18 protein-coding genes and 1 riboswitch are annotated in these 26,386 nt (G+C 73.0%); of the genes, 7 read left to right on the top strand and 11 right to left on the bottom strand.

The window, feature by feature from the left end:
- Window positions 1-164: 164 nt before the first annotated feature.
- Window positions 165-1,187 carry a LacI family DNA-binding transcriptional regulator gene (locus tag V6V16_RS15170; RefSeq protein ID WP_334562680.1) on the bottom strand — a complete coding sequence of 341 codons (1,023 nt, stop codon included), beginning with the start codon at window positions 1,185-1,187 and terminating at the stop codon, window positions 165-167.
- A gap of 413 nt (window positions 1,188-1,600) precedes the next feature.
- Between V6V16_RS15170 and V6V16_RS15175 the strand changes: the two genes are divergently transcribed.
- Window positions 1,601-3,913 carry an AbfB domain-containing protein gene (locus V6V16_RS15175; protein WP_334562681.1) on the top strand — a complete coding sequence of 771 codons (2,313 nt, stop codon included), beginning with the start codon at window positions 1,601-1,603 and terminating at the stop codon, window positions 3,911-3,913.
- Window positions 3,914-4,068: 155 nt separating this feature from the next.
- Complete coding sequence (locus V6V16_RS15180; RefSeq protein ID WP_334562682.1) at window positions 4,069-5,340, top strand: glycoside hydrolase domain-containing protein; 1,272 nt, start codon at window positions 4,069-4,071, stop codon at window positions 5,338-5,340.
- A 116-nt stretch (window positions 5,341-5,456) separates the two neighbouring features.
- Here V6V16_RS15180 and V6V16_RS15185 read toward each other — a convergent pair whose 3' ends face one another.
- Window positions 5,457-8,027, bottom strand: coding sequence for a chitinase C-terminal domain-containing protein (locus V6V16_RS15185; RefSeq protein WP_334562683.1), 2,571 nt, complete (start codon window positions 8,025-8,027; stop codon window positions 5,457-5,459).
- Window positions 8,028-8,387: 360 nt separating this feature from the next.
- On the opposite strand from V6V16_RS15185, the gene V6V16_RS15190 reads away from it, so the two are divergent.
- Window positions 8,388-11,843: a galactose-binding domain-containing protein gene (locus tag V6V16_RS15190; protein WP_334562684.1), complete on the top strand. Its 3,456-nt coding sequence runs from the start codon at window positions 8,388-8,390 to the stop codon at window positions 11,841-11,843.
- 63 nt (window positions 11,844-11,906) lie between these two features.
- On the opposite strand, the gene V6V16_RS15195 is transcribed toward V6V16_RS15190, so the two are convergent.
- The 3 genes from V6V16_RS15195 to V6V16_RS15205 form a co-directional block, all read right to left on the bottom strand.
- Complete coding sequence (locus tag V6V16_RS15195; RefSeq protein WP_334562685.1) at window positions 11,907-12,902, bottom strand: ribonucleotide-diphosphate reductase subunit beta; 996 nt, start codon at window positions 12,900-12,902, stop codon at window positions 11,907-11,909.
- A 35-nt stretch (window positions 12,903-12,937) separates the two neighbouring features.
- Entirely contained in the window at window positions 12,938-15,370 is a 2,433-nt protein-coding gene (locus V6V16_RS15200; RefSeq protein WP_442934090.1) for a ribonucleoside-diphosphate reductase subunit alpha, read from the bottom strand.
- 142 nt (window positions 15,371-15,512) lie between these two features.
- Window positions 15,513-15,728, bottom strand: a riboswitch (cobalamin riboswitch).
- Between the two features lie 132 nt (window positions 15,729-15,860).
- Complete coding sequence (locus tag V6V16_RS15205; protein WP_334562686.1) at window positions 15,861-17,330, bottom strand: cellulose binding domain-containing protein; 1,470 nt, start codon at window positions 17,328-17,330, stop codon at window positions 15,861-15,863.
- Between the two features lie 161 nt (window positions 17,331-17,491).
- Here V6V16_RS15205 and V6V16_RS15210 point away from each other — a divergent pair, with 161 nt between their 5' ends.
- The gene (locus V6V16_RS15210; protein WP_334562687.1) at window positions 17,492-18,031 is read left to right on the top strand and encodes a hypothetical protein; all 540 of its coding nucleotides are present in this window, start codon (window positions 17,492-17,494) and stop codon (window positions 18,029-18,031) included.
- Window positions 18,032-18,118: 87 nt separating this feature from the next.
- Here V6V16_RS15210 and V6V16_RS15215 read toward each other — a convergent pair whose 3' ends face one another.
- Together V6V16_RS15215 and V6V16_RS15220 are read right to left on the bottom strand one after the other, a co-directional pair.
- Window positions 18,119-18,277 (bottom strand): hypothetical protein, encoded by a 159-nt coding sequence (locus V6V16_RS15215; RefSeq protein ID WP_334562688.1) that lies wholly within the window; start codon window positions 18,275-18,277, stop codon window positions 18,119-18,121.
- A gap of 79 nt (window positions 18,278-18,356) precedes the next feature.
- Entirely contained in the window at window positions 18,357-18,629 is a 273-nt protein-coding gene (locus V6V16_RS15220) for a hypothetical protein (protein ID WP_334562689.1), read from the bottom strand.
- A gap of 300 nt (window positions 18,630-18,929) precedes the next feature.
- On the opposite strand from V6V16_RS15220, the gene V6V16_RS15225 reads away from it, so the two are divergent.
- The 3 genes from V6V16_RS15225 (at window position 18,930) to V6V16_RS15235 (ending at window position 22,707) form a co-directional block, all read left to right on the top strand.
- A complete protein-coding gene (locus V6V16_RS15225) occupies window positions 18,930-20,084 on the top strand; it encodes a carboxylate-amine ligase (RefSeq protein ID WP_334562690.1) in 1,155 nt (384 codons plus the stop codon).
- A 213-nt stretch (window positions 20,085-20,297) separates the two neighbouring features.
- Window positions 20,298-21,830: a mannitol dehydrogenase family protein gene (locus V6V16_RS15230; protein ID WP_334562691.1), complete on the top strand. Its 1,533-nt coding sequence runs from the start codon at window positions 20,298-20,300 to the stop codon at window positions 21,828-21,830.
- Between the two features lie 49 nt (window positions 21,831-21,879).
- Window positions 21,880-22,707 carry an HAD family hydrolase gene (locus V6V16_RS15235; RefSeq protein ID WP_334562692.1) on the top strand — a complete coding sequence of 276 codons (828 nt, stop codon included), beginning with the start codon at window positions 21,880-21,882 and terminating at the stop codon, window positions 22,705-22,707.
- Between the two features lie 59 nt (window positions 22,708-22,766).
- Here the strand turns inward: V6V16_RS15235 and V6V16_RS15240 are convergent, their stop codons facing one another.
- The 4 genes from V6V16_RS15240 to V6V16_RS15255 all read right to left on the bottom strand — a co-directional run bounded on the left by V6V16_RS15240 (window position 22,767) and on the right by V6V16_RS15255 (window position 26,344).
- Window positions 22,767-23,576 carry an inositol monophosphatase family protein gene (locus V6V16_RS15240; RefSeq protein ID WP_334562693.1) on the bottom strand — a complete coding sequence of 270 codons (810 nt, stop codon included), beginning with the start codon at window positions 23,574-23,576 and terminating at the stop codon, window positions 22,767-22,769.
- Window positions 23,577-23,636: 60 nt separating this feature from the next.
- Window positions 23,637-24,974: a hypothetical protein gene (locus V6V16_RS15245; RefSeq protein ID WP_334562694.1), complete on the bottom strand. Its 1,338-nt coding sequence runs from the start codon at window positions 24,972-24,974 to the stop codon at window positions 23,637-23,639.
- Between the two features lie 95 nt (window positions 24,975-25,069).
- Entirely contained in the window at window positions 25,070-25,783 is a 714-nt protein-coding gene (locus V6V16_RS15250) for a GAF and ANTAR domain-containing protein (RefSeq protein ID WP_334562695.1), read from the bottom strand.
- Between the two features lie 105 nt (window positions 25,784-25,888).
- Entirely contained in the window at window positions 25,889-26,344 is a 456-nt protein-coding gene (locus V6V16_RS15255; RefSeq protein WP_334562696.1) for a DUF4383 domain-containing protein, read from the bottom strand.
- Between the last annotated feature and the right edge of the window lie 42 nt (window positions 26,345-26,386).

A 26,386-nucleotide genomic window follows, 5' to 3' on the forward strand; every position in this document is an offset into this window, starting at 1 on the left:
GCAGTATTCACCCTTCCATCTCGGAGCGGGCAGTGGCATGTCGCAGAGAGCGCACCTTGGCCGGCCCGGTTTGTGGGAACACGACGAAATCCGCCGTCCGGCGGGGCCTGACCTGGGCGTCTGCGGACGACGCGTCGACCGGTCAGGAGAGGGCGACCAGCTGATCAGGAGCGCGGGCCGCCCCCCGTCGTGCTCTCCCTCGCCACCAGCCGGAACAGGGTCTGCACGGAGAGTGGACCGGTCACCCCGGTGCCCTCGATCCGCGCGACGAGCCGGCGCACCGCCAGCCGGGCGATCTCCTCCTTGGCGGGGGCGATGGTGGTCAGGGTGGGTCGCCCGAAACGTCCCTCTTCGATGTCGTCGATCCCGACGACCGCCACGTCCTCCGGCACCCGCCGACCGGCCTCCGCGGCGGCCCGCAGCACGCCGATGGCGACGAGGTCGTTGTAGCCGAGCACCGCGTCGGGCGGTTCGTCGAGAGCGAGCAGGGTCCGCATGGCGCGTAGCCCGTCCAGCCGGCCGAACCGGTCGGTGACGGCGACCAGTTCGGGCCGGTACGCCAGCCCCGCCTCGGCCAGCGCCTCCCGGTAGCCGCGTACCCGCAGGTGGGCGGAGTGCCGGGGATCGCTCGGCCGGGCCCCGACGAAGGCGATCCGTCGCCGGCCCAGCCCCACCAGGTGCCACACGGCCTGGTGGCTGGCGGCGACGTTGTCGATGGCGATGTGGTCGTACGGCACGTCGTAGACCCCCTCGCCGATCAACACCAGCGGGATCCCGGCGGCGCGGGCCAGCACCTCCTCGCGGCCCACCCGTACCGGGCTGAAGATGAGGCCGTCGATGACGTGCCGCCGCGAGCCGCCCAGCAGCGACAACTCGGCGGTGCGGTCGGCGGCGGTGTTCTCCATGACGAGCGTGTAGCCGAGGCTGCCGGCCTCCCGGATCGCGATCTCGGCCAGCTCGGCGAAGTAGGGGTTGTTCAGCTCCGGGATGGCCAGCGCGATCAGGCCGGTGCGGCCCCGGCGCAGGTGCCGCGCGCACAGGTTCGGGGTGTAGCCGAGCTCGTCGACGGCCGTCTGCACCCGTCGCCGGGTCCGTTCGCCGACCGGTCGGTAGCCGTTGACCACGTTGGAGACGGTGGCCAGGGAGACCCCGGCCCGCTCGGCGACGTCCCTCAGACTGACGCCCACGGGGCGGCCCTTCCAGCCGGCGCCCCGCCCCGCCCGCCGCGACGGGTCACGCTCATCAGACTCCTCCTGGTGCGCGGGTCCGGGCGACCCGCCGTCGCGCGGGCGCCGACGGGGATGCCCGGCGACCGGGGATCCGGCAGGGAGACCACCATGGCGTACGCATCGACGGACAACCATTGACGCGCCGTCCGCCAGGCATCTATAACGTTGTACAGACGTTGATGGATATCAATAAGATCGTGCCGGCGCCGCGACGGAGATCCCGCCGACACCGGCGCTCCCCGCCAGCGTCCGAGCATCGGCCGATGCGCCCGAAGTCCCGCTCACCATCCCGTCGCGCGGGCTCCCCCACGCCGCCCGCGCAAACGTCCACCGGAGACGGCATGACACGTCGCGCCCGCACTCTGCCGCTGATGACCGCCCTCACCCTGCTCGCCGGCCTGCTCGCGCCGGCGTCCGCCGCGCAGGCGGCGCCCGCCAAGCCCCCGCCGCTGACCACGCCCTGGACCAGCCAGGCGCTCACCGGCACCCCCCTGCCGGAGTACCCGCGACCGCAGATGACCCGGCCCGACTGGCTCAACCTCAACGGCGAGTGGCAGTTGCGCCAGTCCGCCACCAACGACGCCCCGCAGTTCAACACGACCCTGCCCGAGCGGGTGAACGTGCCGTTCCCGGTGGAGAGCGCCCTCTCCGGCATCCAGCGGGCCGCGAACGACGACCGCCACTACCTGTTCTACCGGCGCACCTTCACCGTGCCCTCCAACTGGTCCGGCCGCCGCACCCTGCTGCACTTCGGCGCGGTCGACTGGCAGAGCACGGTGTGGGTCAACGGCGCGCAGGTCGGCGGGCACACCGGCGGGTACGACGCCTTCACCTTCGACGTCACGCCGCACCTCAACGGCGGCACGAACGAGATCGTCGTCAAGGTGTGGGACCCCACGGACAGCCGCCAGAACGGCAGCCTCCCACCGATCGGCAAGCAGACCAAGACCCCGGGCGGCATCTTCTACACCCCCAACTCCGGCATCTGGCAGACCGTCTGGTTGGAACCGGTGCCGACCGCGTCGGTCAGCCGCGTGGACGTGCACCCGAACCTCGCCGACAACACGCTGCGGGTGCGCGTGTCCACCCGCGGCGACGTCACCGGGCACACCGTCCTCGCCGAGGCGCTCGACGGTTCCGCCGTGGTCGGCTCGGCCACCGGCGGCTTCACCGACTTCAGCGTCCCGGTGCCGAACGCCCGCCGGTGGTCCCCGGACGACCCGTTCCTCTACCACCTCCGCGTGACGCTGCGCGGCCCCGGCGGCGGCGCGGTGGACCGGACGACGCACTACTTCGGGATGCGGGAGATCACCACCGGCGTGGTCGGCGGGGTGCTGCGTCCCAAGCTCAACGGCCAGTTCGTGTTCCAGGCCGGCACCCTCGACCAGGGCTACTGGCCGGACGGGCTCTACACCGCACCCACCGACGCGGCGCTCGCCTTCGACCTGCAGAAGCACAAGGACCTGGGGTTCAACATGGTCCGCAAGCACATCAAGGTCGAGCCGCAGCGCTGGTTCTACCACGCCGACCGCCTCGGCCTGCTGGTCTGGCAGGACGTGCCGTCGCTGACCGCGCAGGACGTCGACGCCGACAACGCGCAGCAGGCGCAGTTCGAGGCCGAGGCACGGGAGATCGTCGACGAGCACCGCAGCTCCCCCGCGGTGGTGGCCTACACGGTCTACAACGAGGGCTGGGGCGAGCGCGCGCTCGCCGACACCCGGCGGGTGGGCCAGAACGTGAAGAACCAGGACCCGACCCGGCTGGTCAACGTGCACAGCGGCCACAACTGCTGCCAGTCCCTGGGCGACCCCGGCAACGGCGACATCGACGACTGGCACGTCTACCTCGGCCCCGCCTCGCCGCGCCCGTCGGCCTCCCGGATCGCGGTGCTCGGCGAGTTCGGCGGCCTGGGACTGCGCACGCCGGGGCACGAGTACAGCCCGAACGGCAACTTCTTCGCCTACGAGTGGCAGCCCAACTCCACCGCCCTCACCGACCGGTACGTCGGCCTGGTGCAGGGCACCCAGAACCTGATGCTCGGCACGGGGCTCAGCGCCTCGGTGTACACCGAGATCACCGACCTGGAAGGCGAGTTGAACGGTTTCCTCACCTACGACCGCCGGATCGTCAAGATGGACGAGGCCCGGGTCCGCGCGGCCAACCAGGCGTTGATCGACGCGTCCAGGTCGCTGGGCGGCAACCAGCCGGTCGCGCTGCCGGTGAACACGAGGCGGTCGTTGCAGGTGACCACCCCGGGCCACACGCAGAAGTACCTGCGCCACCAGGGCAGCCTCGCGTACACCGAGGTGGTGGACGCGACCAGCTCCGCGCTGCTCAGGAACGACGCCACCTACACCGTCCGCGCCGGGTTGGCGGACGCGCGCTGCTACTCCTTCGAGTCGGTCAACTACCCGGGGCAGTACCTGCGCCACGCCGAGTCCCGGGTCCGCAACTCGCCGAACGACGGGACGGCGCTGATGCGGGCCGACGCCACCTGGTGCGCCCGAACCGGGCTCACCGGCGGCGGGGTCTCCCTGGAGTCGTACAACTTCCGGGGTTCGTTCCTGCGGCACCACGGCTCCGAGGTCTGGTTGAGCAACGGCACCGGCGGAGCCGCGTACAACACGCCCGCCCTCTGGGCCGCGGACAGCACCTGGAACGTCGCGGCCCCCTGGGCGCCCTGACGCCACCGCCCGGGCCGGTCCCTCCGGGGCCCGGCCCCGGCCTGGGTCGCGCCGCCGCACGGGTCCCGCCGCCGACGCTATTGCCATCGCTCGATGTGTGGTTATATTCCTTCACTGATTGAGGACGCATGTAGAAATCCTTCAAAGGAGACCGGATGAGAAGGCCCACCACCCGGCTGATCAGCCTCACCGCCGCAGTCGGGCTCTGCGCCGCGCTCGGATCGGCGGTCGTGGCGCAGGCGGCGCCCGCGCAGCCGCAGCCCGTGCTGGCGGCGGCCGTGCCCCCACAGCCCGGCAACTTCGTCGGCAAGGGCTTCGACACCTGCACCGCGCCGTCGCAGGCCGCGATGGACGCCTGGCGCACCAGCTCGCCGTACCGCGCGGTGGGCATCTACATCAGCGGCGCCAGCCGTTCGTGCGCGCAGCCCAACCTGACCGCGACCTGGGTCAGCAACCAGACCAGCAAGGGCTGGCGGTTGATCCCCATCGAGCTGGGCTACCAGGCGCCCTGCGGCAACCGCGCGCCGAAGATGTCCGCCGACCCCGCCACCGCGCGGTCGCAGGGCAGGGGCGCCGCTGACAGCGCCGCCAACGCCGCGCAGGCGCTGGGCATCGGGGCCGGCAGCACCATCTACAACGACATCGAGCACTACCCGACGACCACGGCGTGCCGCGCCGCGGTGCTGTCGTTCGTCTCCGGCTGGGTCGACCGGCTGCACGCGCGCGGGTACCTGGCCGGGATGTACTCCAGCGGGTCCTCCGGCATCAGGGATGTCTGCCTGGAGTACAACAACCCCAGCTACACCCGGCTCGACCAGATCTGGATCGCCTGGTGGAACGGGGTGGCCGACACCGACGCCGGTGCCTACTGCTCCGACGCCTACTACGCCAACCACCAGCGGCTGCACCAGTACGCCGGGGACGTGCGGGAGACCTGGGGCGGCGTGACGATGAACATCGACCGCAACTACCTCGACGTGGCCACCGGCCAGCAGCCCCCGCCGCCGCCGCCGCAGCAGTGGACCACCACCGTCGACAACGCCACGTCCGGCCGGTTCGTGGCGGGCGCGAACTGGAGCACCTCGTCGTACTCCGGCAGCCGGTACGGCGCGGACTACCGCTTCGCCGAGCCGACGCAGTCCAGCGACGTCGCCTGGTACCGGGCGGACATCCCGGAGACCGGGAGCTACGAGATCTCGGTCTGGTATCCCGCCGATCCCGGGTACAACAACCAGACGCCGTACGTCGTCGCCACCACCTCCGGCAACAAGTCCGTCATGGTCGACCAGCGGCTCAACGGCGGGCGGTGGACGTCGATCGGTGTGTTCACCCTCGCCGCCGGCGACGGCAACAAGATCGGGGTGAGCCGCTGGACCGCCGGCAGTGGCTACGTGGTCGCGGACGCGGTACGGATCACCCGCAACTGACGTCCCCCGGCCCGCGGCCGGTCGGCCGCGGGCCGGGGCGGTGCCGGCGCGGGCGCGGTCGGCCGCACCCGCCCCGTGCCGGGGGGGGTGCGGCCGACCGGCGACCCGCCCCGGTCTCAGCAGGGGTCGTTGTCGGCCCAGGCGTTCTGCGTGCCGGCACCCGGCTCGTCGCCCTGGGTCCACCACCTCGCGGTCCAGCGGCGGCCGTCGTGGGAGACCTGGGCGCCGCCGGAGTAGGCGGTCCCCGCCGACCAGGCCGGTGCGACGCAGGCCCCGCCGGGCGGGGTCGCGGTGGGGGACGGACTCGTCGGCGGGGACGCGGTCGGCCCCGTCGTCGGCGAGGTGGTCGGGGACGGACCCGCGCAGGGCCCCTCGTCGGCCCAGACCGCGGCGCTGCCCGGGGTCTCCCCCTGGGTCCACCACCTCGCGCTCCAGGTACGCCCGGCGTGGGACACCCGCGAGCCGCCGGAGTAGGCCGTGGCGGTCGCCCAGACCGGCGCGGCGCAGGCGCCGCCGCCCGGTGGGGTGGACCCGGTCGGGCTGGGCGTCGGGGTGACCGGCACGGCGCCCCGGGCGTGGTCGCTGGCCAGCGAGTACGTCTGCCCGCCGAAGGTGAGGGTGAAGTTCGCCGGCCCCGATATCGGCAGCTGGTAGTTGAGGGTCACCTCGGCGTGCGCGCCGGGGGCGATGGCGGCCGGGACGGTGAGCCGGACCCGGTGGTAGTCGCCCTTGAGCCCGCCCACGTTGCTCCCCGTGTGCCCGGTGGAGACGACGCTCAGGGCCCAGCCGGACTGCTGGGTCAGGGTGGGCGTGGTGGTCGGGTAGTCGAACTCCAGCTGCGCCCCGGCCGGCACGGGGCTGGCCGTGTTGTTGGTCAGCCGCAGCTCGGGGTTGATCGGGTAGTTGCTGTCGCCGAGGGCGAAGCCGCCGACCGTGGCGGTCACGTCGATGGTCCGGCTCGGCAGCGTGACGGCCGCCCGACGTGCCCCGTACGCGGGCGCCGCGCGGAACTTGTCGTAGAGCAGCGTGGTGAGCGTCTCGCCCATCCCGTACTGGCCCTTGGCCTGGTCGTAGCCGTAGTCGCCGGCGAGTTCCCAGATCATCACGCCGCCGATGCCCTTCTGCACCACGTAGTCCGCCTTGGCGCCGAGGGACTGCTCGTCCTCGGTGGAGAGGAAGACGCCCTTCTGCGCGTTCCACAACCAGGGGGCGACCAGCGCGGCGGAGTAGTTGCGGGCGTAGCTGCCGCTGATCCGGTCGGCCGGGTCGGTGGCCGGGGTCAGGCCGTAGGCCGGGAGGTAGTCCGGGGTGATGCCGCGCTCCAGGTTCTTGGCGTGCCACATCGGGCTGGCCCCGGCGGGCACCTCGTTGCCGGCGGCGTCCAGGTCGTGCCAGAGGTTGTCGATGCCGACCGCGCCGTTGCCACAGGGGGTGGTGGAACCGATCGACGCGCCGGTGCCGGGCGGACACTTGGTCTGGTCCGGCAGGGCGGCCCGGCCCCAGAGCCCGTTCGTGCCGCCGGTGACGCCCTGCCAGCCGCGGGTGTAGTAGGGCACCCCGATGTTGACCCGCCCGCTGGGCAGCGCGCCGCGGAAGTAGTGGTAGGCCCAGTCGGTGTTGAGGTAGCCGATGTTGCCGTAGGCGCCGTAGACGCCGCCGGCCGCCAGCTCGGCGTCGTCACCGTTGTCGTAGAGGGCGGCGTTCGGGCCGACGTGGTGGTTCCAGGAGCCGTGCAGGTCGTACGACATGATGTTGACGTAGTCGAGGTACCGCAACGCCTGGTGCGACTCCATGCCGCGCAGCAGCCACCCGGAGGCGGGCGCGGCCACGGTGAGCAGGTAGTGCTTGCCGTCGGTGGCGGCGGCCGCGTCGAGCTTCTCCCGCAGCGTCCTCATCAGCACCTGGTAGGAGGCATTCAGCCCGGCCCGCTTGGCGTCCGCCTGGGCGAAGTCGATGGGGTTGCCGGCCTTGTTGTTCGAGGTGGGGTACTCGTAGTCGATGTCCACCCCGTCGAAGCCGTAGGTGCGCAGGAAGGCGACCACGGAGTCGGCGAAGGTGGCGATGCCGGCGGTGTTGACCGTGTTGCTGCCGGTGGTGGTCATCCGGTAGAAGCCGCCCGCGTCGACCCGGTCGCCGTTGTCGTCGATGAAGCCGCCGGTCTCGGCCCAGCCGCCGACGCTGATCAGCGTCCGCACGTTCGGGTTCTGCTTCTTGTACTTGTTGAGCAGGTTGAAGTGCCCGGTGTAGGCGTACTGCGGATCCATCTCGGCGCCGGCGACGCCCGGCCAGGTCATGTTGGTGGCCGGGTTGTCCGCCGCCTTCGGGTTGCCGACGGAGATCTTGTTGGCCGCGTCGACGTGCGCGAACGCGTAGTTGACGTGGGTGACCTTGTCCCAGGGGATCTGGTTGGCCAGGTAGGCGGGCGCGCCGTTGCGTCCGGTGCGCCAGCTGGTGAAGTAGCCGATGATGCGCCGGGAGTGGTCGGCGCCGAGCTTCTCGCGACCGGCGGTGTCGTAGACGGTGCAGTACGGCACCGCCACGCCGGGCGTCGGGTACAGCCCGTCCGGCCGGCACGCCTCGTCGCCGCCGACGGCGGAGTGCGCGGCGGGGGCCACGGCCAGCGCCGTCGCCGCGGCCAGCAGACCGACGGCACCGCCGAGGAGCAGCTTGTTCAACCGCTTTCGCAACGCGCCACCTCCAACACTAAAGAAACTTAACTATTAAGATACTTAAATGTATACCTGCGCGACGGGCGGGGCGCAAGGACGCGGCGCAACCCCTCGCAAGCAGCGGGCGGGCACCCTCTCCGGCGGGGCGGGGGCCGCCCGCACCGACTTTTGCCCATCCGGTCGAAAGTGGAGACGATCTCGCCCATACATCTAGACATTTGAATGAAAGAATTTTAGTGTTTGCCTCGCCAGGCAGCGGCGTGCCGGGCCGACCATCAGGACATGGCAACGATGTCCGACGTTGTCCGGGCCCGACGCCGAGCCGGTGCCGCCACGCTGACGACGTGCGTCGTTGCCCCGCTCCCCCGGAGGAACACGATGCTCGTACCGTCCCGACGAGCGCGCGCACCCATCGCGGCTCTCCTCACCGCCGTGGTGGCCGTGGCCGGCCTCTGGCTGGCGCCGGCGGCCGCGACGGCCGCGCCCCCGCCCCAGGAACCCGGCGTCACCCTGCGCGTCTTCGACCTGCAGGTGCCGTTGGAGAAGCTCTGCACGCTGAAGGCCGGCCAGACCCCGAACATCGACAAGCTGATGCCGACGGTCGACTGGAGCAGCGCCGCCGACTTCGGCCTGGAGGACCACTTCCTGGTCCACGTCCTCGGCAACGTCTCCGTCACCCAGGCCGGGAACTACACCTTCCGGCTGACCAGCGACGACGGGTCACGCCTGCTGATCGACGACAACGTGATCGTCGACCACGACGGCGCGCACGGCCCGGCGCCCAAGGACGGCACGGTCAACCTGACCGCCGGATACCACTCCCTGCGCATCGAGCACTTCGAGCGCACGGGCGGCCAGCAGCTCACGTTGCAGTGGCAGACGCCGGGCTCCACCTCGTTCGTGAACGTCCCGACCTCGGCGCTGAGCACCGACGCCGGCGTCGTACGGGTGACCGCTCCCGGCCGCAAGGAGTGCGAGGCCAGCGGCGACTCCCCCGGCGACGGGCTGCCGCTGACCTCGGTGCACCCCAACTACACCCTGACCAACCTGCGCCCGAGCGGCTTCGAGCCGCAGGTCACCGGGTTCGACTGGTTCCCCGACGGCCGCCTGGCCGTCGCCACCTGGGGCGGCTCCCTGACCACCGCGGGCGAGGTGTGGATCCTGGGCAACGTCACCGGCAGCACCAGCGCCGGGCAGGTGACCCGGCAGCGGGTCGCGACCGGGCTCCAGGAGCCCATGGGGCTCAAGATCGTCGACGGGAAGATCTACGTCGCGGAGAAGGCCAAACTCACCGAGCTCAACGACACCAACGGTGACGGGGTCACCGACCAGTACCGCACCGTGGCCACCTGGCCCTTCGGCAGCAACTTCCACGAATTCGGGTTCGGCCTGCTCTACCGGGACGGGTACTTCTACCTGAACCTCTCGGTCTCCATCAACTACGGCGGCGCCACGACCGATCCGCAGCCCGCGCCGAACCGCGGCACCACCATCAGGGTCGCCCGCGACACCGGGGCGGTCAGCTACGTCGCCGGCGGGCTGCGCACCCCGCACGGCATCGGCTGGGGCCCCGAGGGTGACATCTTCGTCACCGACAACCAGGGCGGCTGGCTGCCGTCGTCGAAGCTCGTGCACGTCAAGCAGGGCCGCTTCTTCAACCACTACATGAACCCGCCCGGCCCGTTCGACAACAACCCGGTCGTGCAGCCGGTGCTCTGGATGCCGCAGAACGAGATCGGCAACTCGCCGAGCACCCCGGTGATGCTCGAGCAGGGCCCGTTCGCCGGGCAGATGGTCATCGGCGACGTCACCTACGGCGGTCTCCAGCGCGCCTACCTGGAGAAGGTCAACGGCGAGTACCAGGGCGCGCTGTTCCGGATGACCCAGGGGCTGGAGGCGGGGGTCTCCGAGGTCTCCGTCGGCCCCGACGGCGCCATCTACACCGGCGGCCTGCACGGCGGCGGCAACTGGGGGCAGGACGGCAAGCTCAGCTTCGGCCTGCAGAAGATCAGCCCCAACGGGAGCAACAACTTCGACATGCGGGCGATGCGGGCCCTGCCCAACGGCTTCGAGATCGAGTACACCCAGCCGCTGTCGGCGGCGACCGCCACTGCGCTGGCCACCAAGTACCGGGTGAAGCAGTGGCGTTACGTCGCGACGGCCGCGTACGGCGGACCGAAGATCGACGAGGAGACCCTCTCGGTCTCCTCGGCCACCCTGTCGGCCGACGGGAAGACCGTCCGGCTGGCGATCAACGGGCTGAAGGCCGGGCGCGTCGTGCACGTCCGCTCCCCCCGTCCGTTCGCCGCCACCAACGGCCAGTCTCTGTGGAGCACCGAGGTGTGGTACACGCTCAACGCCATCCCTGGCCAGCAGCCCCCCGTAAACCTCGCGCTCGGCAGGACCGCGACCGCCGACAGCTCGTGCTCGGCCGTCGAGGGGCCGGCCAGGGCCGTCAACGGGACCATCACCAGCGGCCGCCTCGACAAGTGGTGCTCGCTGGGCGCCAGCAAGTGGATGCAGGTCGACCTCGGCACCGTCCAGAGCCTGAACCGGTTCGTCGTCAGGCACGCCGGCGCCGGCGGCGAGAACACCGCCTGGAACACCCGCGACTTCAACATCCAGGTCAGTACCAACGGCACCACCTGGAGCACCGCCGCGAACGTCACCGGCAACACCGCCAACACCACCACCCACGACGTACCGACCACCCAGGCCAGATACGTCCGACTCAACGTCACCGCCGCCACCAGCACCACCGACGCCGCCGCGCGCATCTACGAGTTCGAGGCGTACGGGGGGCAGCCGGCGACCGCCAACCTCGCCCTGGGCAGGGCCGCGACCGCCGACAGTTCCTGCTCGGCCACCGAGGGCCCGGCCAAGGCGGTGAACGGCAGCGTGGTCGGCGGCAACAGCGACAAGTGGTGCTCGTCGGGGGCCAGCAGGTGGATGCAGGTCGACCTCGGCGCCACCCAGAGCCTGAACCGGTTCGTCGTCAGGCACGCCGGCGCCGGCGGCGAGAACACCGCCTGGAACACCCGCGACTTCAACATCCAGGTCAGTACCAACGGCACCACCTGGAGCACCGCCGCGAACGTCACCGGCAACACCGCCAACACCACCACCCACGACGTACCGACCACCCAGGCCAGATACGTCCGACTCAACGTCACCGCCGCCACCAGCACCACCGATGCCGCCGCGCGCATCTACGAGTTCGAGGCGTACGGCCCCGCCGTCGCTCCCGGCCGCGTCACCCTCTTCGACGGCTCCGGTCTCGGCAACTTCGAGAGCACCAACGGCACCCCGGCGACGTGGCCCCTGGCCAACGGCGGCATGGAGGTCCTCGGCGGCGACATCCGCAGCAGGCGCGCCTTCGGCGACTTCCGGCTGCACGTCGAGTTCTGGCTGCCCAACCTGCCGTCGAACGTCACCGGCCAGGCCCGCGCCAACAGCGGCATCTACCTCCAGGACCGCTACGAACTCCAGGTCCTGGACTCCTTCGGCGACACCACCCCGGCCAACGACGAGTGCGGCGCGATCTACGGCAAGATCGCACCGTCGACCAACGCGGCCACCGCCCCCGAGACCTGGCAGACCTACGACGTCACCTTCCGCGCGGCCCGCTTCAACAGCTCCGGGGTCAAGACGGAGAACGCCCGCGTCACGGTCGTGTGGAACGGCGTCACCGTCCACAACAACGCGGTGCTCGACGGGCCGACGGGCAACGGCGCCCCCGAGGGACCCTCCGTGGGACCGATCCGGCTACAGGACCACGGCGACCCGGGCCTGAACGTGCACTACCGCAACATCTGGGTCGAGCCCCTGGGCTGACCGCACCGGGGAGGAGGACCCGCGGGTCCTCCTCCCCGGGCCACCCCGGTCACGCGGGGCAGCTCAGAAGTCGTCGTCGAAGGCGACGGTGCCGGTCACCCCCACCTGGTAGGCCGAGACCCGCCGCTCGAAGAAGTTGGACAGCTCCTGCACGTCCTGCAACTCCATGAACGCGAACGGGTTCGCCGACCCGTAGTGGGCGGGGATGCCGAGCTGGGCGAGCCGCCGGTCGGCGACGTGCTGGAGGTACTCGCGCATGTCGGTCAGGGAGAGCCCGGACACGCCCTGCCCGAGAAGGTCCTCGGCGAACTGGACCTCGCACTCGACGGCCTCGGTCAGCATCTCGCGTACCCGCTCGGCGAGCTCGTCGTCGAACAGGTCCGGCTCCTCCCGCCGGACCGTGTCGACCACGTCGAAGGCGAACGCCATGTGCATCGACTCGTCCCGGAACACCCAGTTGGTGCCGGAGGCCAGCCCGTGCAGCAGGCCGCGGGAGCGCAGGAAGTAGACGTAGGCGAAGGCGCCGTAGAAGAACAGACCCTCGATGCAGGCGGCGAAGCAGATCAGGTTGAGCAGGAACGCCCGCCGGTCCGCCCGGCCACGCAACTCGCGCAGGTCGTGCAGCGAGTCGATCCAGCGGAAGCAGAACTCGGCCTTGCGCCGGATCGACGGGATGTTCTCGATGGCGGCGAAGGCGGCGAACCGTTCGGCCTCGTCGGGCACGTACGTGTCGAGCAGGTTCAGGTAGAACTGGACGTGCACGGCCTCCTCGAACAGCTGCCGGGACAGGTACAGCCGGCCCTCCGGGGAGTTGACGTGCTGGTAGAGGTTGAGCACGAGGTTGTTGGCGACGATGGTGTCGCCGGTGGCGAAGAACGCCACCAGGCGGCCGACCAGGTGCCGCTCGGCCGGGGAGAGCCGGTCGAGGTCGGCCAGGTCGGCGTGCAGGTCGACCTCCTCCACCGTCCAGGTGTTGCGGATGGCGTCGCGGAACCGGTCGAAGAAGTGCGGGTAGCGCATCGGGCGGAGGGTGAGGTCCATCCCCGGGTCGAGCAGCATGTGTGTGGTCCTCGGGTCGGTCGTGGTCGGGGTGGTCACTGGCAGGCCTCACACGACTCGGGGTTCTCCAGCGAGCAGGCCAGCGCCTCGTCCGCGCCGGGCGGGGGCGCGACGACGCCGGCCGCCCGCGCCGGTCCGGTGGGTGCGACGGGTGCGACGGTGGCCTGCTGGATCCGGGTGGCCGGGCGCGAGCGCAGGTAGTAGGTGCTCTTCAGCCCGGCCTTCCAGGCGTAGCGGTACATCGAGGAGAGCTTGCCGATCGTCGGCGCGGCCAGGAAGAGGTTCAGCGACTGCGACTGGTCGACGAAGGGGGCCCGGGCGGCGGCCAGGTCGATCAGCGCCCGCTGCGGCAGCTCCCAGGCGGTACGGAACAGCTCGCGGACATCGGCCGGCAGCTCCGCGACCTCCTGGACGGACCCCTCGGCGCGCTTGATCGCCGTCCGGGTCCGCTCGGTCCAGAGGCCACGGGCCTTCAGCTCGCGCACCAGGGCGGTGTTGACCTGGAGGAACTCCCCGGAGAGGGTCTCGCGCTTGAAGAGGTTGGACACCTGCGGCTCGATGCACTCGTAGCAGCCGGCGATCGAGGCGATGGTGGCGGTGGGGGCGATCGCCACCAGCAGCGAGTTGCGCAGCCCGTGCGCGGCGATCCGTTCCCGCAGCGCGCTCCACCGCTCGGCCTGGGTCCCCGGGACGCCCCACAGATCGGGTTGCAGCTGCCCCCGCGCCGCCCGGGTCTGCCCGTACGCCGGGTGGGCGCCGAGGCGCTCCGCCAGGTCGGCCGAGGTCTCCAGGGCGGTCAGGTACAGCTCCTCGCTGATCCGGGTGGAGAGTTCCCGCGCGGCCGGCGAGTCGAACGGCAGCCGCAGCGCGAAGAAGACGTCCTGCAGGCCCATCAGCCCGAGGCCGACCGGCCGCCAGCGGGGGTTGCTCGCCGCCGCCTGCGGGGTCGGGTAGTAGTTGATGTCGATGACCCGGTCGAGGAACGTGACCGCCGTGCGGACGGTCGCGCGCAGCCGTCCCCAGTCGAGGCCGTCGGCGCCGAGGTGGGCGGCGAGGTTGACCGAGCCGAGGTTGCACACGGCGGTCTCGGTGTCGCTGGACACCTCGATGATCTCGGTGCACAGGTTGGACAGGTGCACCACGTTGCCCGGCTCGGCGGTCTGGTTGCAGAGCCGGTTCGCGGCGTCCTTGAACGTCATCCAGCCGTTGCCCGTCTGGGCGAGGGTGCGCATCATGCGCCCGTACAGCTCCCGTGCCGGGAGCTGGCGGACGTAGCGGCCCTGTTCCTCGGCCGCCCGGTACGCCGCGTCGAACTCCTCTCCCCACAGGTCCGGCAGCTCCGGCACCTCATCCGGGTCGAAGAGCGACCACACCCCGTCCGACTCGACCCGCCGCATGAACTCGTCGGGGATCCAGTTGGCCAGGTTGAGGTTGTGCGTTCGCCGGGCGTCCTCACCGGTGTTGTCGCGCAGCTGGAGGAACTCCTCCACGTCCGGGTGCCACGGCTCCAGGTACACGCAGGCCGCGCCCTTGCGCCGGCCGCCCTGGTTGACCGCGGCCACCGAGGCGTCCAGCGTCCGCAGCCACGGCACGATCCCGTTGGACTGCCCGTTCGTGCCCCTGATCAGCGCGCCCCGGGAGCGGACCCGGGAGAAGCCGATGCCGATGCCGCCGGCGAACTTCGACAGGTTCGCCACCTGCGCGTACCGCTGGTAGATCGAGTCGAGTTCGTCGCGCGGGGAGTCCACCAGGTAGCAGGAGGACATCTGGGTGTGCCGGGTGCCGGAGTTGAACAGCGTCGGCGAACTCGGCAGGTACGCCAGGCTCGACATCAGCCGGTAGAACCCGATCGCCTCGTCCGGGGCGGTGGAGAGGCCGCAGGAGACCCGCAGCAGCCAGTACTGCGGCGTCTCCACCACCAGCCGGCTCGTCGGGTGGCGCAGCAGGTACCGGTCGTAGACCGTCCGCAGGCCGAAGTACTCGAAGCGCAGGTCGCCGCGCGGGTCCACCGCGTCGTCGAGGGCGGTGGCGTGGGCGGCCACGAACGCCGCGGTGTCGTCGCCGACCAGGCCCTCGGCGTGGCCGCGGCGGATCGCCTCGCTGAAGGAGCCGATGCCCTGCCCGCGGACCTCCTTGTCGACGTACGCGGCGAGCAGGCGGGCGGCCAGCCGCGAGTACTGCGGCTCCTCGCCGGTCAGCTCAGCCGCGGTCTGGATGGAGAGCCGGTGCAGCTCCTCGGTCGTCGCGCCGTCGTAGAGGCCGCTGATCGTCCGGGTCGCCACCCGCAGCGGGTCGACGTCGGCGAGGTCGTCGGCCCACCGCTCGACCGCGCGTACGATCCGGTTGACGTCGACCGGTTCGGTGTGGCCGTCGCGCTTGCGCACGTGCATCTGCGCGCGCCGCCGGCCCGGCAGGGCCGCCTCGTCGACCGCCGCGCCGGCGGCCGGAACAACCTCGGTGACTGTCACCACTCACTCCTCGCGAGCCTTGATCCCAGACGGACTTCCTGGGCACGCGCGGAGCGGACACCGGCGACCGGCGCGCCGAGGGGGCACGCGGACGGCATGGCGTCGGCCGTCCCGCGCGGCCTCGGACCGCCGTGCGCCCGGTTCGGGGCACGGCGCGCTGGCAGGTCTTCGGACTCGCGGGCGTGACCGACCTCGCCGGTCTCCTACTGGCCGTCGCTTCCCGGGCCGCTGGCGGCCCAGTGCTGATGACGGCGGTCGTTCCCACTCACCGCTGCGGGGCAGTCCCGGACTTCCACCGGGTTCCCTCTTGCCTCGACCGCCCGGGATGGGCGGCCGAACCAGCTGCGCTCGACACCATATATAGGGATGACGCCTGTTGTCACACCCCACATGTCGGTCCCGGGCGTGTCGTGGGCGACCGCGGCGACGGCCGTCGATCCCGGCGCGCGGTCGCGCGCGGGGTCGCCGGTGCGGCGGCGCGGCCCGCGCGCTACGGGGTGACGGTGATGTTGGTCAGCCCGGTGCGGGCGCCGGTGACGGTGTTCGAGGCGTGCACGACGTTGGGGTTCGCGGCGCACTTCGAGGTCGAGGAGACCCGGACGGCGTACCCGCCGACACCGCCGAGGTCGGAGGCGTTGCCCCGCCAGACGTTGCCGCAGCCGTACCCGTCGAGCAGGTTGTGCGTCTCGTAGCCGTTGGCGAACGTGCCGGGCGACTGGAAGGTGCCCGTGTTGCCCTCGATGAGATAGCCGTTGCCCTTGGCGTCGACCCACGAGTCGCCCGAGTTGACGCCGGAGATGCCCCGGCCGTCGAACCGGTTGCCCCGCAGCACGCCGCCCTGGGTGCCCTCCTTGATGTCCACGTGCTCGGCCCGGACGTTCGGGCCGATGTGGTTGTCCAGCACCTGGACCCGGTCGGAGCGGTCCACCCCGCCGGAGTTGCCGTGACAGCCGAAGTTGGACTGCGCCGAGCCGAGGTAGACCCCCTCGCCGTAGCCGGGCTGCACCAGGCCGGTGTCGGTGATCGTCGAGTTCCGGATGATCCCGTCCGCGGAGGAGCGGCGGAAGTGCACCGCCTCCTCGTCGGTGTGGTGCACGTGGACCCCGTCGATCGTGACGTGGTGGGAGTTGTCCAGCACGATGCCCTTCTTCGACTCGGCGACGGTGAAGCCGGTCAGGTTCCAGTGCGGCGCGTCGAAGAGCCAGAGACCGTACCCGGAGTCCCAGCCGGCCGTGGGCACCGGACAGGACGGCCCGCTGCCCGCCGGCCCGTCGTTGACCAGGATCGCGGCGCGCGGCCCGGTCAGGGTGATCGGCGACGAGGCGGTGCCGGCCCGCTGGGTCAGGAACGCCCCGCGGTACGTGCCGGCCGCGAGCCGGATGGTCTGGCCGGGCCGGGCGGCGGCGAGGGCGGCCTGGAGCTGGGCCGCGGTGGAGACGTCCAGCACCGGACCGGCGGGCGGGGCGGTGGTCGGCGGGGCGGTCGTGGGGGGAGCGGTCGTGGGCGCAGCCGTCGTCGGCGGGGCGGTGGTGGGCGGGGCGGAGCCGGCGCAGGGCCGGCCGTCCACGGTGCAGTTGAGGGGTTCCCCGAGCCCGCGCACGTTGAAGCCGAAACTCTCGGCGGCGCCGGGAGCGACGTCGCCGTTGTAGCCGGCGTCGGTGAAGCGGTAGTGCTGGCCGGTCCGGGTACGCACGGAACTCCAGGAATTGCTCACCTCGGAGCCGGCGGGCAGGTCGAACTCCACCACCCAGCCCGTGCTGGCGGCGTCGCCCCGGTTGGTGACGAGGTACTGGGCGCCGTACCCGGTGCTCCACACCGAGGTCCGGGCGAACGCGGCGGTCAGCTCGGGCGCGGCGGCGTGCGCCGTGGGCGCGAAGGCCAGGGCCGTCGCGCCCAGCCCGGCGAGGGCGGCGACGAGGCCGGCCGCGGCAGCTGCCCTGCCGGTACGGGAGCGGGTCATCAGCGGGCCTCCGTCGGTGGGTACCGGGGACCGGGTCGGACGAGCCGGCCCCCACGATGCCACGAATTCTAGATGGTCGATGTCCGGGGCGGCGGCCGACGCGGAGCCCCCCTCGACGGCGGCCGGGTGTACCGCCGCCATCGGCGGGTAGACGGGGCGGCATGTTGAAGCGCGCGGTGTGGCAGGGGCTGGCGGCGGGTCTGGTCGGCGTGGCGGTGATGACGGCCGGGGAGAAGATCGAACAGCGCCTCACCGGCCGCCCGGACTCCCACGTTCCGGCCCGGGTGCTGGCCCGCCTGACCGGGGTGTCGGAGCGGCCGAGGCGGCAGCCCCGGTGGCTCAACCTGGCGGGCCACTACGGCCAGGGGGCCCTCGTCGGCGTGCTCCGCTCCGTCATGGCGCAGGCGGGGCTGCGCGGGCCGGTCGCCTCGGGGATGTTCACCGTCGTACGCCTGACCGGCGACCAGATCCTGGAGAACGCCACCGGGGTGGGCGCGCCGCCGCAGACCTGGCCCCGCCGCGAACTCGCCGTCGACGTGCTGCACAAGGCGGTCTACGGCTTCGCCACCGGTGCCGTCGCCGACGCCCTCGCCGCCCGCGACGGGCTGGGCCCGGGGCAACGGCACGCCGCGCGGCGCCCGGGGCGACGCTCCGACGTGGGCCCGTTGCCCCGGAGCGCCGCCCACGCCAGGCGGTCCTGAGCCGCCCGGCCGGGGGCGGCTCAGGAGCCGCCCCGACCTGGGACGCCGGCCGGGGGCGGTAGGGGCGGGCCGGCGACCGCCCCGGCGTCACCCGTCCTCGCGGCCGGTCGCCCGGGCCGGTTCCCCGTCCGCGCCGGGGCCCGCGCCAGCGTCGGCGAGGACGTCCGGCCAGTGGGCGGGGGCGTCGAAGGGCCGGCGGCTCAGGGTCGCGACGACGCCCGCCACCACCGCGAACACCACCAGCAACGGCCACCTCGCCACGCCCCGGCCGCCCGGCGGACCGGCGGCGTGGACGGCGCGCGTCCCCGACCGCTGGCCGCGCACCTCAGCCTCGCCGGTCCTCGTCGCCGGGCTCCACCAGTTGGCGTTGCTCCAGGGCGTCGGCGGGATCGGCGTCGGCCGGCAGCGAGACCGACGGCAGGCTGTGCTCGCCCGGTACGGACGCGCCCTGTTCGACGAGGTCCGCCTCCGTCGCGTCCAGCGGTTGCGCCTCGGGCGTCTCGTCGGGCTGGCCCTCGTCGAATATCGGCTGCCGCTGCTCGACGGCGTCGGCTTCGGGCGGCAGGTCCAGGGGGGACGCGTCGCCGGCGGTGCTCATCGCCCCTCCCCCGGCCGACCGGCAGCCGGCGCGGGCCGGCGCGCGGCGTGATCGGCGTGAAGCGTCCGGGCGACGGCGTCGTTGCCGTTCGCGGGTCTGCGCATGCTGTCGCACCTCCGTCTGGCGGCGGCTCGACGTCCGCCTCCCGCACCCGATTAGAGCAGTTTCCCGCGCTTCTTCGCCCCGGTCCGCGCGATCCCGGCGTCCGCGGCGGCGGTGCGACCGACCCCCGGCCGAGCGGGGCCTCCGCAATGGGGGAAACGGCAACCGGGGGGGCCGGGCCCGCCGTACCGTCGAGACATGGCGCAGCCGGACGACGAACCCGCCACCGTTGCGGGCTCCACCGTGGTGCCCCTGCCCACCACCCTCACCCTCGGCGTGGAGGAGGAGTTCCTGCTCCTGGACCCGACGACCGGGGAGAGCATGCCCGTCGCCGACCGGGTGCTCGGCGCCCTCTCCGGCGACGCGCGTGAGCAGAGCCGGCAGGAGTTCCGGCACAGCATGGTGGAGATGGTCACCCCCGTCTGCACCGACCTGGCGCAGCTGCGCGAGCACCTGGTCGCGCTGCGCGCCGCCGCCGCCGGGGCGGCCGAGGCGGCCGGCGCGCGGCTCGTCGCGGTGGGGGCCACGCCGGTGTGCGAGGCGCACCGTACGGTGCCGGACGAGCAGCGCTACCACGCCATGTCGCGGCGGTTCGGGCCGGTGGCGCACGACCCGGCGGTCTGCGGCTGCCACGTCCACGTGGGGGTCCCCGACCGGGAGTTGGCCGTCCAGGTCTGCAACCACCTGCGCCCCTGGTTGCCGGTGGTGCAGGCGCTCACCGCCAACTCCCCCCTGCACGACGGCCGCGACACCGGGCACGCCAGCTGGCGGTCGATGCAGCTGGAGCGCTGGCCGAGCATCGGGCCGACCCCGCACTTCGCGTCGATCGCCGACTACGACGCCACCGTGGGCGAGCTGATCGCCGCCGGGATCATGCTCGACGCGGCGATGGTCTACTGGTACGCCCGCCCGTCGGCGGCGTACCCGACGGTGGAGATCCGCGTCGGCGACGTCTGCCCGACCGTCGACGACACCGTGCTGGTCGCCGGGCTGGTCCGGGCGCTGGTCGCGACCATGGTCGACCGCGTCGGCGCCGGGGTCCCGGCGCCGACGATCCGGGACTGCCTGGTCGCCGCCGCGCACTGGCGGGCCGCGCACGACGGCGTCGACGGCAACCTCATCGACCTGCACGCGGGCGGCGCCCGGCCGGCCTGGGACCTGGTCGACGACCTCCTCGCCACCGTCGCCCCCGCGCTGACCCGCCACGGCGACCTCGACCTGGTGCTGCGCCAGCTCGACCGGGTGCGCCGGGAGGGCACCGGGGCGACCCGCCAGCGGCGGATCATGGCCGGCACCGACGGCGACGTCCGGGCCGTGCTGACGCACCTCGCCACCCAGACCACCGCCGGCTGAGCGGCGGCGGGCGTGAAGCGGACGACAGTGACCGCGATCATGTTTCCGGCCCGTCGCGGCGGGTAGCAAGTCGGCCCACACGGTCGAGGGTCAAGAAAGCGGCCCCGCACCACACCCCGAAAGCCGCAACCGCCGCTCACGCACGTACGGTCGACGCCCCGCTGCACCGCAACGCAGCCGGTCGCCCGGCGTGCGGAGCCGAAAGGCCTCGCCGTGACCTCAGCACAGCCGTCGCACCGTCCTGTCCCCGAGCTGCCCGCCGACCGGTACGTCCGGCCCCTCACCGACCAGACGGTGGCGCTGTTCACCGACCGCGTCGACGTCCCGACGTACGACCGCTCCGCCCTCACGCCCGCCGTCGTACACCTCGGCGTCGGCGGGTTCCACCGCGCCCACCAGGCGGTCTACCTCGACGAGCTGGCCCGCCTCGGCGAGACGGGCTGGGGCGAGACCGGCGTCAGCCTGCACTCGCCGAAGATGCGCGACGCCCTCGTACCCCAGGGCTGCCTCTACACGGTGGTCGAGCGCGACCGCGGTGGCGACAGGGCGCGGGTCGTGGGTTCCCTGCTCGACTGCCGCTACGCGCCGGACGACCCGCGGGCGGTGCTCGACCGCCTGGCCGACCCGCGGACCCGCGTGGTCACCCTCACCATCACCGGCGGGGGGTACCCGGTCGACGACGACGGCACCTTCCAGGCCGACGACCCGGTCGTGCGGGCGGACCTGGCCGACCCGACCTCCCCCACCGGGGCCTTCGGCTACCTGGTGGAGGCGCTGCGCCGGCGGCGGCGCGCCGGACTGCCCGCCTTCACCGTGCTCTCCTGCGACAACGTGCCGGAGAACGGCGACGCGACCCGCGCGTCGGTGCTCGGGTACGCGCGGCTGCGCGACGCCGCCCTCGCCGACTGGATCGAGGCGAACGCCACCTTCCCGGCCAGCATGGTGGACCGGATCACCCCGGAGACCGACGAGCGGTTCCGGCAGCTGCTGATCGACCGGTACGGGCTGCGGGACAACTGGCCGGTGGTGACCGAGCCGTTCACCCAGTGGGTGGTGGAGGACCGGTTCTGCAACGGCCGGCCGCCGCTGGAACGGGTCGGTGTGCAGTTCGTCGAGGACGTCGCCCCGTACAAGCTGATGAAGACCCGGCTGCTCAACGCCGCGCACAGCGCCCTGGGTTACCTCGGCAGCCTCTCCGGGGGATACCGCACCACCAGCGACGTGATGGACAACCCGGTCTTCGCCGACTACCTGACCGTGCTCATGCGCGAGGAGATCGCCCGTCAGCTGCCCGCGGTGCCCGGCGTCGACGTGGAGGACTACCAGCGGACCCTGCTGAACCGCTTCGCCAACCCCCGGATCAGCGACCAGCTCTCCCGGCTCTGCGGGCGGGGCTCGACGAAGATGCCCGCCTACCTGATCCCCTCCCTGGTCGCGGCCCGCCGCGAGGGGCGACCGACCGCGCTGCTCACTCTGGCCGTCGCCGGCTGGTTCTGTTATCTGCGCGGCTACGACCTCAACGGCGACCCGCTGGAGGTCCGCGACGCCCGCCGCGACGAGCTCCAGCCGCTGGCCGCCCACGCCGACCCGCGCCCGCTGCTCAGCGAGCGCTCCATTTTCGGCGAACTCGGCGACGACCCGGAGTTCGTGACGGCCCTGGACGCGGCGCTGCGGGACCTGGAGTCGTACGGTCCGGCCGCCACCATCTGCGAATACCTGGCCACCGGCCTGCTGGCCGCGGCATGACCACCCCACGTCCGGCGCCGCCGGCCGCTTCGCCCCGAGGAGCCCACCGTTGATCCAGTTCTCGGATGTCGACCTGTCCGCGCTGCGGGTGCTGCTCTGCGACGCCGACGGCAACCTCTTCCCCTCCGAGGAGCCGGCCTTCGTCGCCTCGGTCGAGGTGACGAACGCGCTGCTCCGCGAGCACGGGGTGCCCGGCACCCTGACCGCCGAGCAGTTGCGCCTCGGCACCACCGGCAAGAACTTCCGCACCACGGCGGTGGACCTCTGCGTCGCCGCGGGCGTACCCGTGGACGAGGCGGTGGCCGCCGGACGCCCCGAGGCCGTCGTCGCCCGCGGACCGGTGCTCGACGGCCGCCCGGTGCTCACCGCCGCCGCGCTGGAGCACTGGGTGGCCGAGGAGAGGACCCGCGTGAGCGCCCACCTGGGCGACGTGCTGCGACCGGACCCGCAGGTGCGCGACCTGCTGGAGAAGCTCGCCCCGCACCTGACCCTGGCCGCGGTGAGCAGCAGCGCGCAGAGCAGGCTGGAGGCCTGCTTCGTGGCCACGGGCCTCGCCGGGCTGATCCCGGCGGAGCTGCGCTACAGCGCCGAGGACTCGCTGCCCGTACCGACCAGCAAGCCCGACCCGGCGATCTACCTGCACGCCGGCCGCACGCTGGGCTGCGCCGGCACGGAGGGGCTCGCCGTGGAGGACTCGGTGCCCGGGGCGAGCTCCGCCGTGGCCGCCGGATTCCCCACCGTGGGCAACGTGATGTTCGTACCCGAGGCCGAGCGCGCCGACCGGGTCGAGGCGCTGCGCCGGGCGGGGGTCTTCGCCGTGGTCGCCTCGTGGCGCGAACTCGCCGACCTGCTGCTGCCGGCGGTCGGCGCCCCCTGACCGGCCCGGCCTCCGGGCGGGCCGTCGCGCGGCGGCGGGCCGGCCACCTGCGGGCGGGGTCAGGCCACGTCGGCGTACGCGTCGAAGAGCAGGTTCCGCAGCGTCTCCCAGAGCCCCTCGGGCGCGGCCAGCACGTCGCCGCTGGCCGGCCACGTCCCCGGTGACGGGCCGGCCAGGTCGCCGACCTGCCCGCCGGCCTCGCGCACCAGCAGCACCCCCGCCGCGCAGTCCCAGGGACTCAGCCCCGGCACCCACACCGCGTCGACCCGGCGGTCGGCGAGCTGGGCCAGTGCGCTGGCGGCGCTGCCACCCCGGCGCACGTCGCGCACGCGGGGCACCAGCGCGTCGACCATCCGGCCGGCACGCGACTTCTGGGCGCCTCGGCCCAGGTTCAGCTCGATCAACGTCCGGGACAGATCTGTGGCCCGGAGCCGGGGCAGCCGGACGCCGCCCGACCAGGTGCCCCCGCCGAGTCGGGCCGCGGTGACGCGGCCCAGCATCGGCTCGGCCACCACCCCGGCGAGCAGTTCGTCGCCGTCGACGCGGGCGGCGGCGACGCTGACGGCCCAGTCCGGCCGGCCGTAGAGGTAGTTGGTGGTGCCGTCGATCGGATCGACGACCCAGCGGATGCCGCTGCGCCCCGCCGCGTCGCCGTCCTCCTCGCCGAGCACGCCGTCGTGCGGGCGGTGCGCCGCGAGGACCGCCCGGATCACCCGCTCGGCCTCCCGGTCGGCCTGACTGACCAGGTCGTCCGGGCCGGCCTTCTCCTCGATCGTCAGCTCCTCGGCCCGCCGCCGCCAGCGCATGGCGGCCTCGGCGCCGGCGTCCGCGGCGAGCCGGGCCACGGCCAGCAACTCGTCAAGGTCCACATCTGCTCCCGGTGATCGGTGGGACGGGCGAGGTGACCGGCGGCGGGCCGGACGGCAGGTTCACCGAGCGGGCCGGGCCGGTTCGTCCCGCAGGCCCTCCCAGGTCGTCCGGCCGACCACCGCCCGGGCCACCGGCACGGCCAGCGCGCGCAGCACCGTGCCGACCCGGTCGGCGAGCCGGCCGACGCTGCTGGGTCGCTGGGCGCTGAAGTGCACGTGCGCGCGGAGCACGGCGAGCCAGGGCAGCACCGCCAGCGCCGGCCGTGGGGCCTCCTGGAGCAGCAGGGCCCCGGCGAGCGACGCGCCCCCTGCCAGCACGGTCACCGTGCGCCCACGCGGCACGAGGACCACCGCCAGGGCCGCCAGGCCGCCGACGGCCCCGGGGACCACCAGCTCGCCGGCGGTCGCGGCGCCCGCGAGCAGCCGGCCGGTCACCGCCGCGGCGGCGCCGGCGACGATCGCGGCGACGTTCCACGGCGCCGACACGGGGGTACGGCGGCGCAGCGCCGCCCAGTCGGAGACGTCACCGTCCGCGTCCGCCGGCAGGTCATCGGCGGGCACCCGGGCGGGCAGCCAGCGGGCCAGCGCCAGCAGGTGTTCCCGGGCCTGCTCGACCCGGGCGGTCCACTCGAGGCGGCCCTGCTCGGCGCGGGCGAAGTCCAGCGCCTCCAGCGCCCAGCGGCTGGTCACGAAGGCCACCCCGAACGCCCACAGCGTCACCACCGCCGCGACGGCCAGCAGCGGCGGCCGGCCCAGGTCGGTGGCGAGGGCGAGACCGGTCACGCCCCGCACGACGTAGCCGGCGCCGACGACGACCCAGAGCAGCACCAGCATCGGGCGCACCGGCGGCGGAACCCGGGTGGCGCGTCCGGTGGCGGCGGAGCGGATCGCCTCGTAGGCGACGGCCACCCCGAAGACGCCGAGGGCCAGCGCGAGCAGCGGTCCGCCGAGCTGGAGGCCGGGCAGGAGCAGCACCAGCGCGGCCGTGGCCAGCAGCCTCAGCACGGCGACGGCGCAGCTGGCCCCGACGTGCGCCCGCCCCCGCTCCAGCGGCCCCGGCAGCCTGCCCCGGCTCCGCTTCGCCGGGTGGTGCTGATCCGCGACGAAACCGCGCACGTCGTTCCACTGGTAGCGGGCCGGATAGATGAGCAGCTCCAGCGCCGCCAGCACCACCAGCGCCCGGACCAGTTGGGCGGTCCCGACGCCGCCCGCGGCGAGCACGCCCAGCACGAACGTCACCGGCAGGATCAGCGCCTTGACGAGGTCCTTCGGGCGTGGCATCAGCAGGTAGCCGGCGAGGGTCCGCCCATCGCCGTGCTCGCGCGGCGTGGGCGGGCTGGCGGGCGGTGCGGCGGGCGGCATGATCGGCGCGGTTCCCCGCGTGGCGGCGGCGGTCACCGCACGTCACTTCCCCCGGCCCTCGGCCCCAAAACGGCGGGCGGCGCGGTGGTGGCGGCGTCCACACCGCCTCCGGACGGCCGCGGCGGCACGGGTCAGCGCGCGGCGCTGCCGACGGCGTTCGCCACCAGCGCCTGGGCGACGTCGCGGACCTTGCGGTTGGTCTCCTGGGAGAGCTTCGACAGCAGCGCGAAGGCCTCGTCCGGCGGACAGCGCCGGTCGGCCATGATGATGCCCTTCGCCTGTTCGATGACGGCCCGGCTGCGCAGCGCCGTCTGCATCTGCTCGGAGAGGGTGGCGGCGCTCTCGTACAGGTGGGCGTTGGCCAGCGCCACCGCGGCGTACGCGGCGAACCCCTCGGCGGCGGTGACGGCGTCCCGGTCGAAGGCGTGCGCCGCGTCGCTGTAGACGTTGAGCGCCCCCACGACCGCCGCCTGGATCGGCAGCCCGATGGAGAGCGAGCTGCCGACCCCGGCGCCCTTCGCCTGCGCCGCCCAGTCCGGCCACCGCTCCTCGTCTGCCATGTCCGGCACTGAGATGGGGGAACCGCTGGTTGAGGCGTCCAGGCAGGGGCCGTAGCCGCGGTCGTACTGCCACTCGTCGAGCTGACGGGCGACCTCGTCGGTGAACGCCAGGGCCCGGCCGGCCTGCCCCCGCAGCATGGTGACCGAGACCCGACTGGTTCCCGGGATGCTCCGGACGGCCAGATCCATGATCCGGTCCAGCATCTCGTCGAGGCTCGTCTCGTCCAGCCTGATCCGGCCCAGTTCGGCGAACGCGTCGACGGGATTCACACTCGGCTGCGTCATGGGGAAGTACGTCCTTGTCGGCCGGTCGACGCCGGCGGGTCGGGGTCAGGGTCGGGGGGACCGGCGGGCGTGGCGACGCCGCCGGTCCCCCGCGTCGTCTCTCGGTCAGCGACGGTCGGCCGGGCGCCGGGTCAGCGCGAGCCCGAGGGCGATCATGCCGACGCCGAGCCCCAGGTGCAGCCAGTTGTCGGCGTTGTTGAGCGGGACGAAGTTGGCCGCGCTCTCGTGGTCGACGACCAGGCCGTAGAGCCAGAGCACCAGGTAGACGGCGCCACCACCGATCAGGTACGCCCGCGCGCCGGAGATCGTACGGGCCAACGCGAGACCGGCGACGCCGAACGCGAGGTGGACCAGGTTGTGCAGGATCGACACCTGGAACAGCCCGAGGAGCTTCGCCTCGGACTCGTGCCCGGCGAACTGCATCGTGTCGTAGTCGCTGGTGATGCCGGGGATGAACCCGAGCACACCGACCAGCACGAAGACCGCGCCGACCACCTGGGCCGCCGTGCGGACCGGGTGTTTGCCCGCGGTCGTACCGGCGGAGCGGGACCTGTTGACCATCGTTACCTCCATGAAGACGTACGCCTGATGTCCCCCGAGGGG

Source organism: Micromonospora sp. CPCC 205561 (genome assembly GCF_036906775.1).
GTDB lineage: Bacteria > Actinomycetota > Actinomycetes > Mycobacteriales > Micromonosporaceae > Micromonospora.

What these genes read in the sequence shown, in the direction of transcription:
- V6V16_RS15175 (WP_334562681.1), top strand. Translation starts at nt 1,601, where the DNA reads ATGACCGCCCTCACCCTGCTCGCCGGCCTGCTCGCGCCGGCGTCCGCC.
- V6V16_RS15180 (WP_334562682.1), top strand. Translation starts at nt 4,069, where the DNA reads ATGAGAAGGCCCACCACCCGGCTGATCAGCCTCACCGCCGCAGTCGGG.
- V6V16_RS15190 (WP_334562684.1), top strand. Translation starts at nt 8,388, where the DNA reads ATGCTCGTACCGTCCCGACGAGCGCGCGCACCCATCGCGGCTCTCCTC.
- V6V16_RS15195 (WP_334562685.1), bottom strand. Translation starts at nt 12,902, where the DNA reads ATGCTGCTCGACCCGGGGATGGACCTCACCCTCCGCCCGATGCGCTAC.
- V6V16_RS15205 (WP_334562686.1), bottom strand. Translation starts at nt 17,330, where the DNA reads ATGACCCGCTCCCGTACCGGCAGGGCAGCTGCCGCGGCCGGCCTCGTC.
- V6V16_RS15210 (WP_334562687.1), top strand. Translation starts at nt 17,492, where the DNA reads ATGTTGAAGCGCGCGGTGTGGCAGGGGCTGGCGGCGGGTCTGGTCGGC.
- V6V16_RS15220 (WP_334562689.1), bottom strand. Translation starts at nt 18,629, where the DNA reads ATGAGCACCGCCGGCGACGCGTCCCCCCTGGACCTGCCGCCCGAAGCC.
- V6V16_RS15225 (WP_334562690.1), top strand. Translation starts at nt 18,930, where the DNA reads ATGGCGCAGCCGGACGACGAACCCGCCACCGTTGCGGGCTCCACCGTG.
- V6V16_RS15250 (WP_334562695.1), bottom strand. Translation starts at nt 25,783, where the DNA reads ATGACGCAGCCGAGTGTGAATCCCGTCGACGCGTTCGCCGAACTGGGC.
- V6V16_RS15255 (WP_334562696.1), bottom strand. Translation starts at nt 26,344, where the DNA reads ATGGTCAACAGGTCCCGCTCCGCCGGTACGACCGCGGGCAAACACCCG.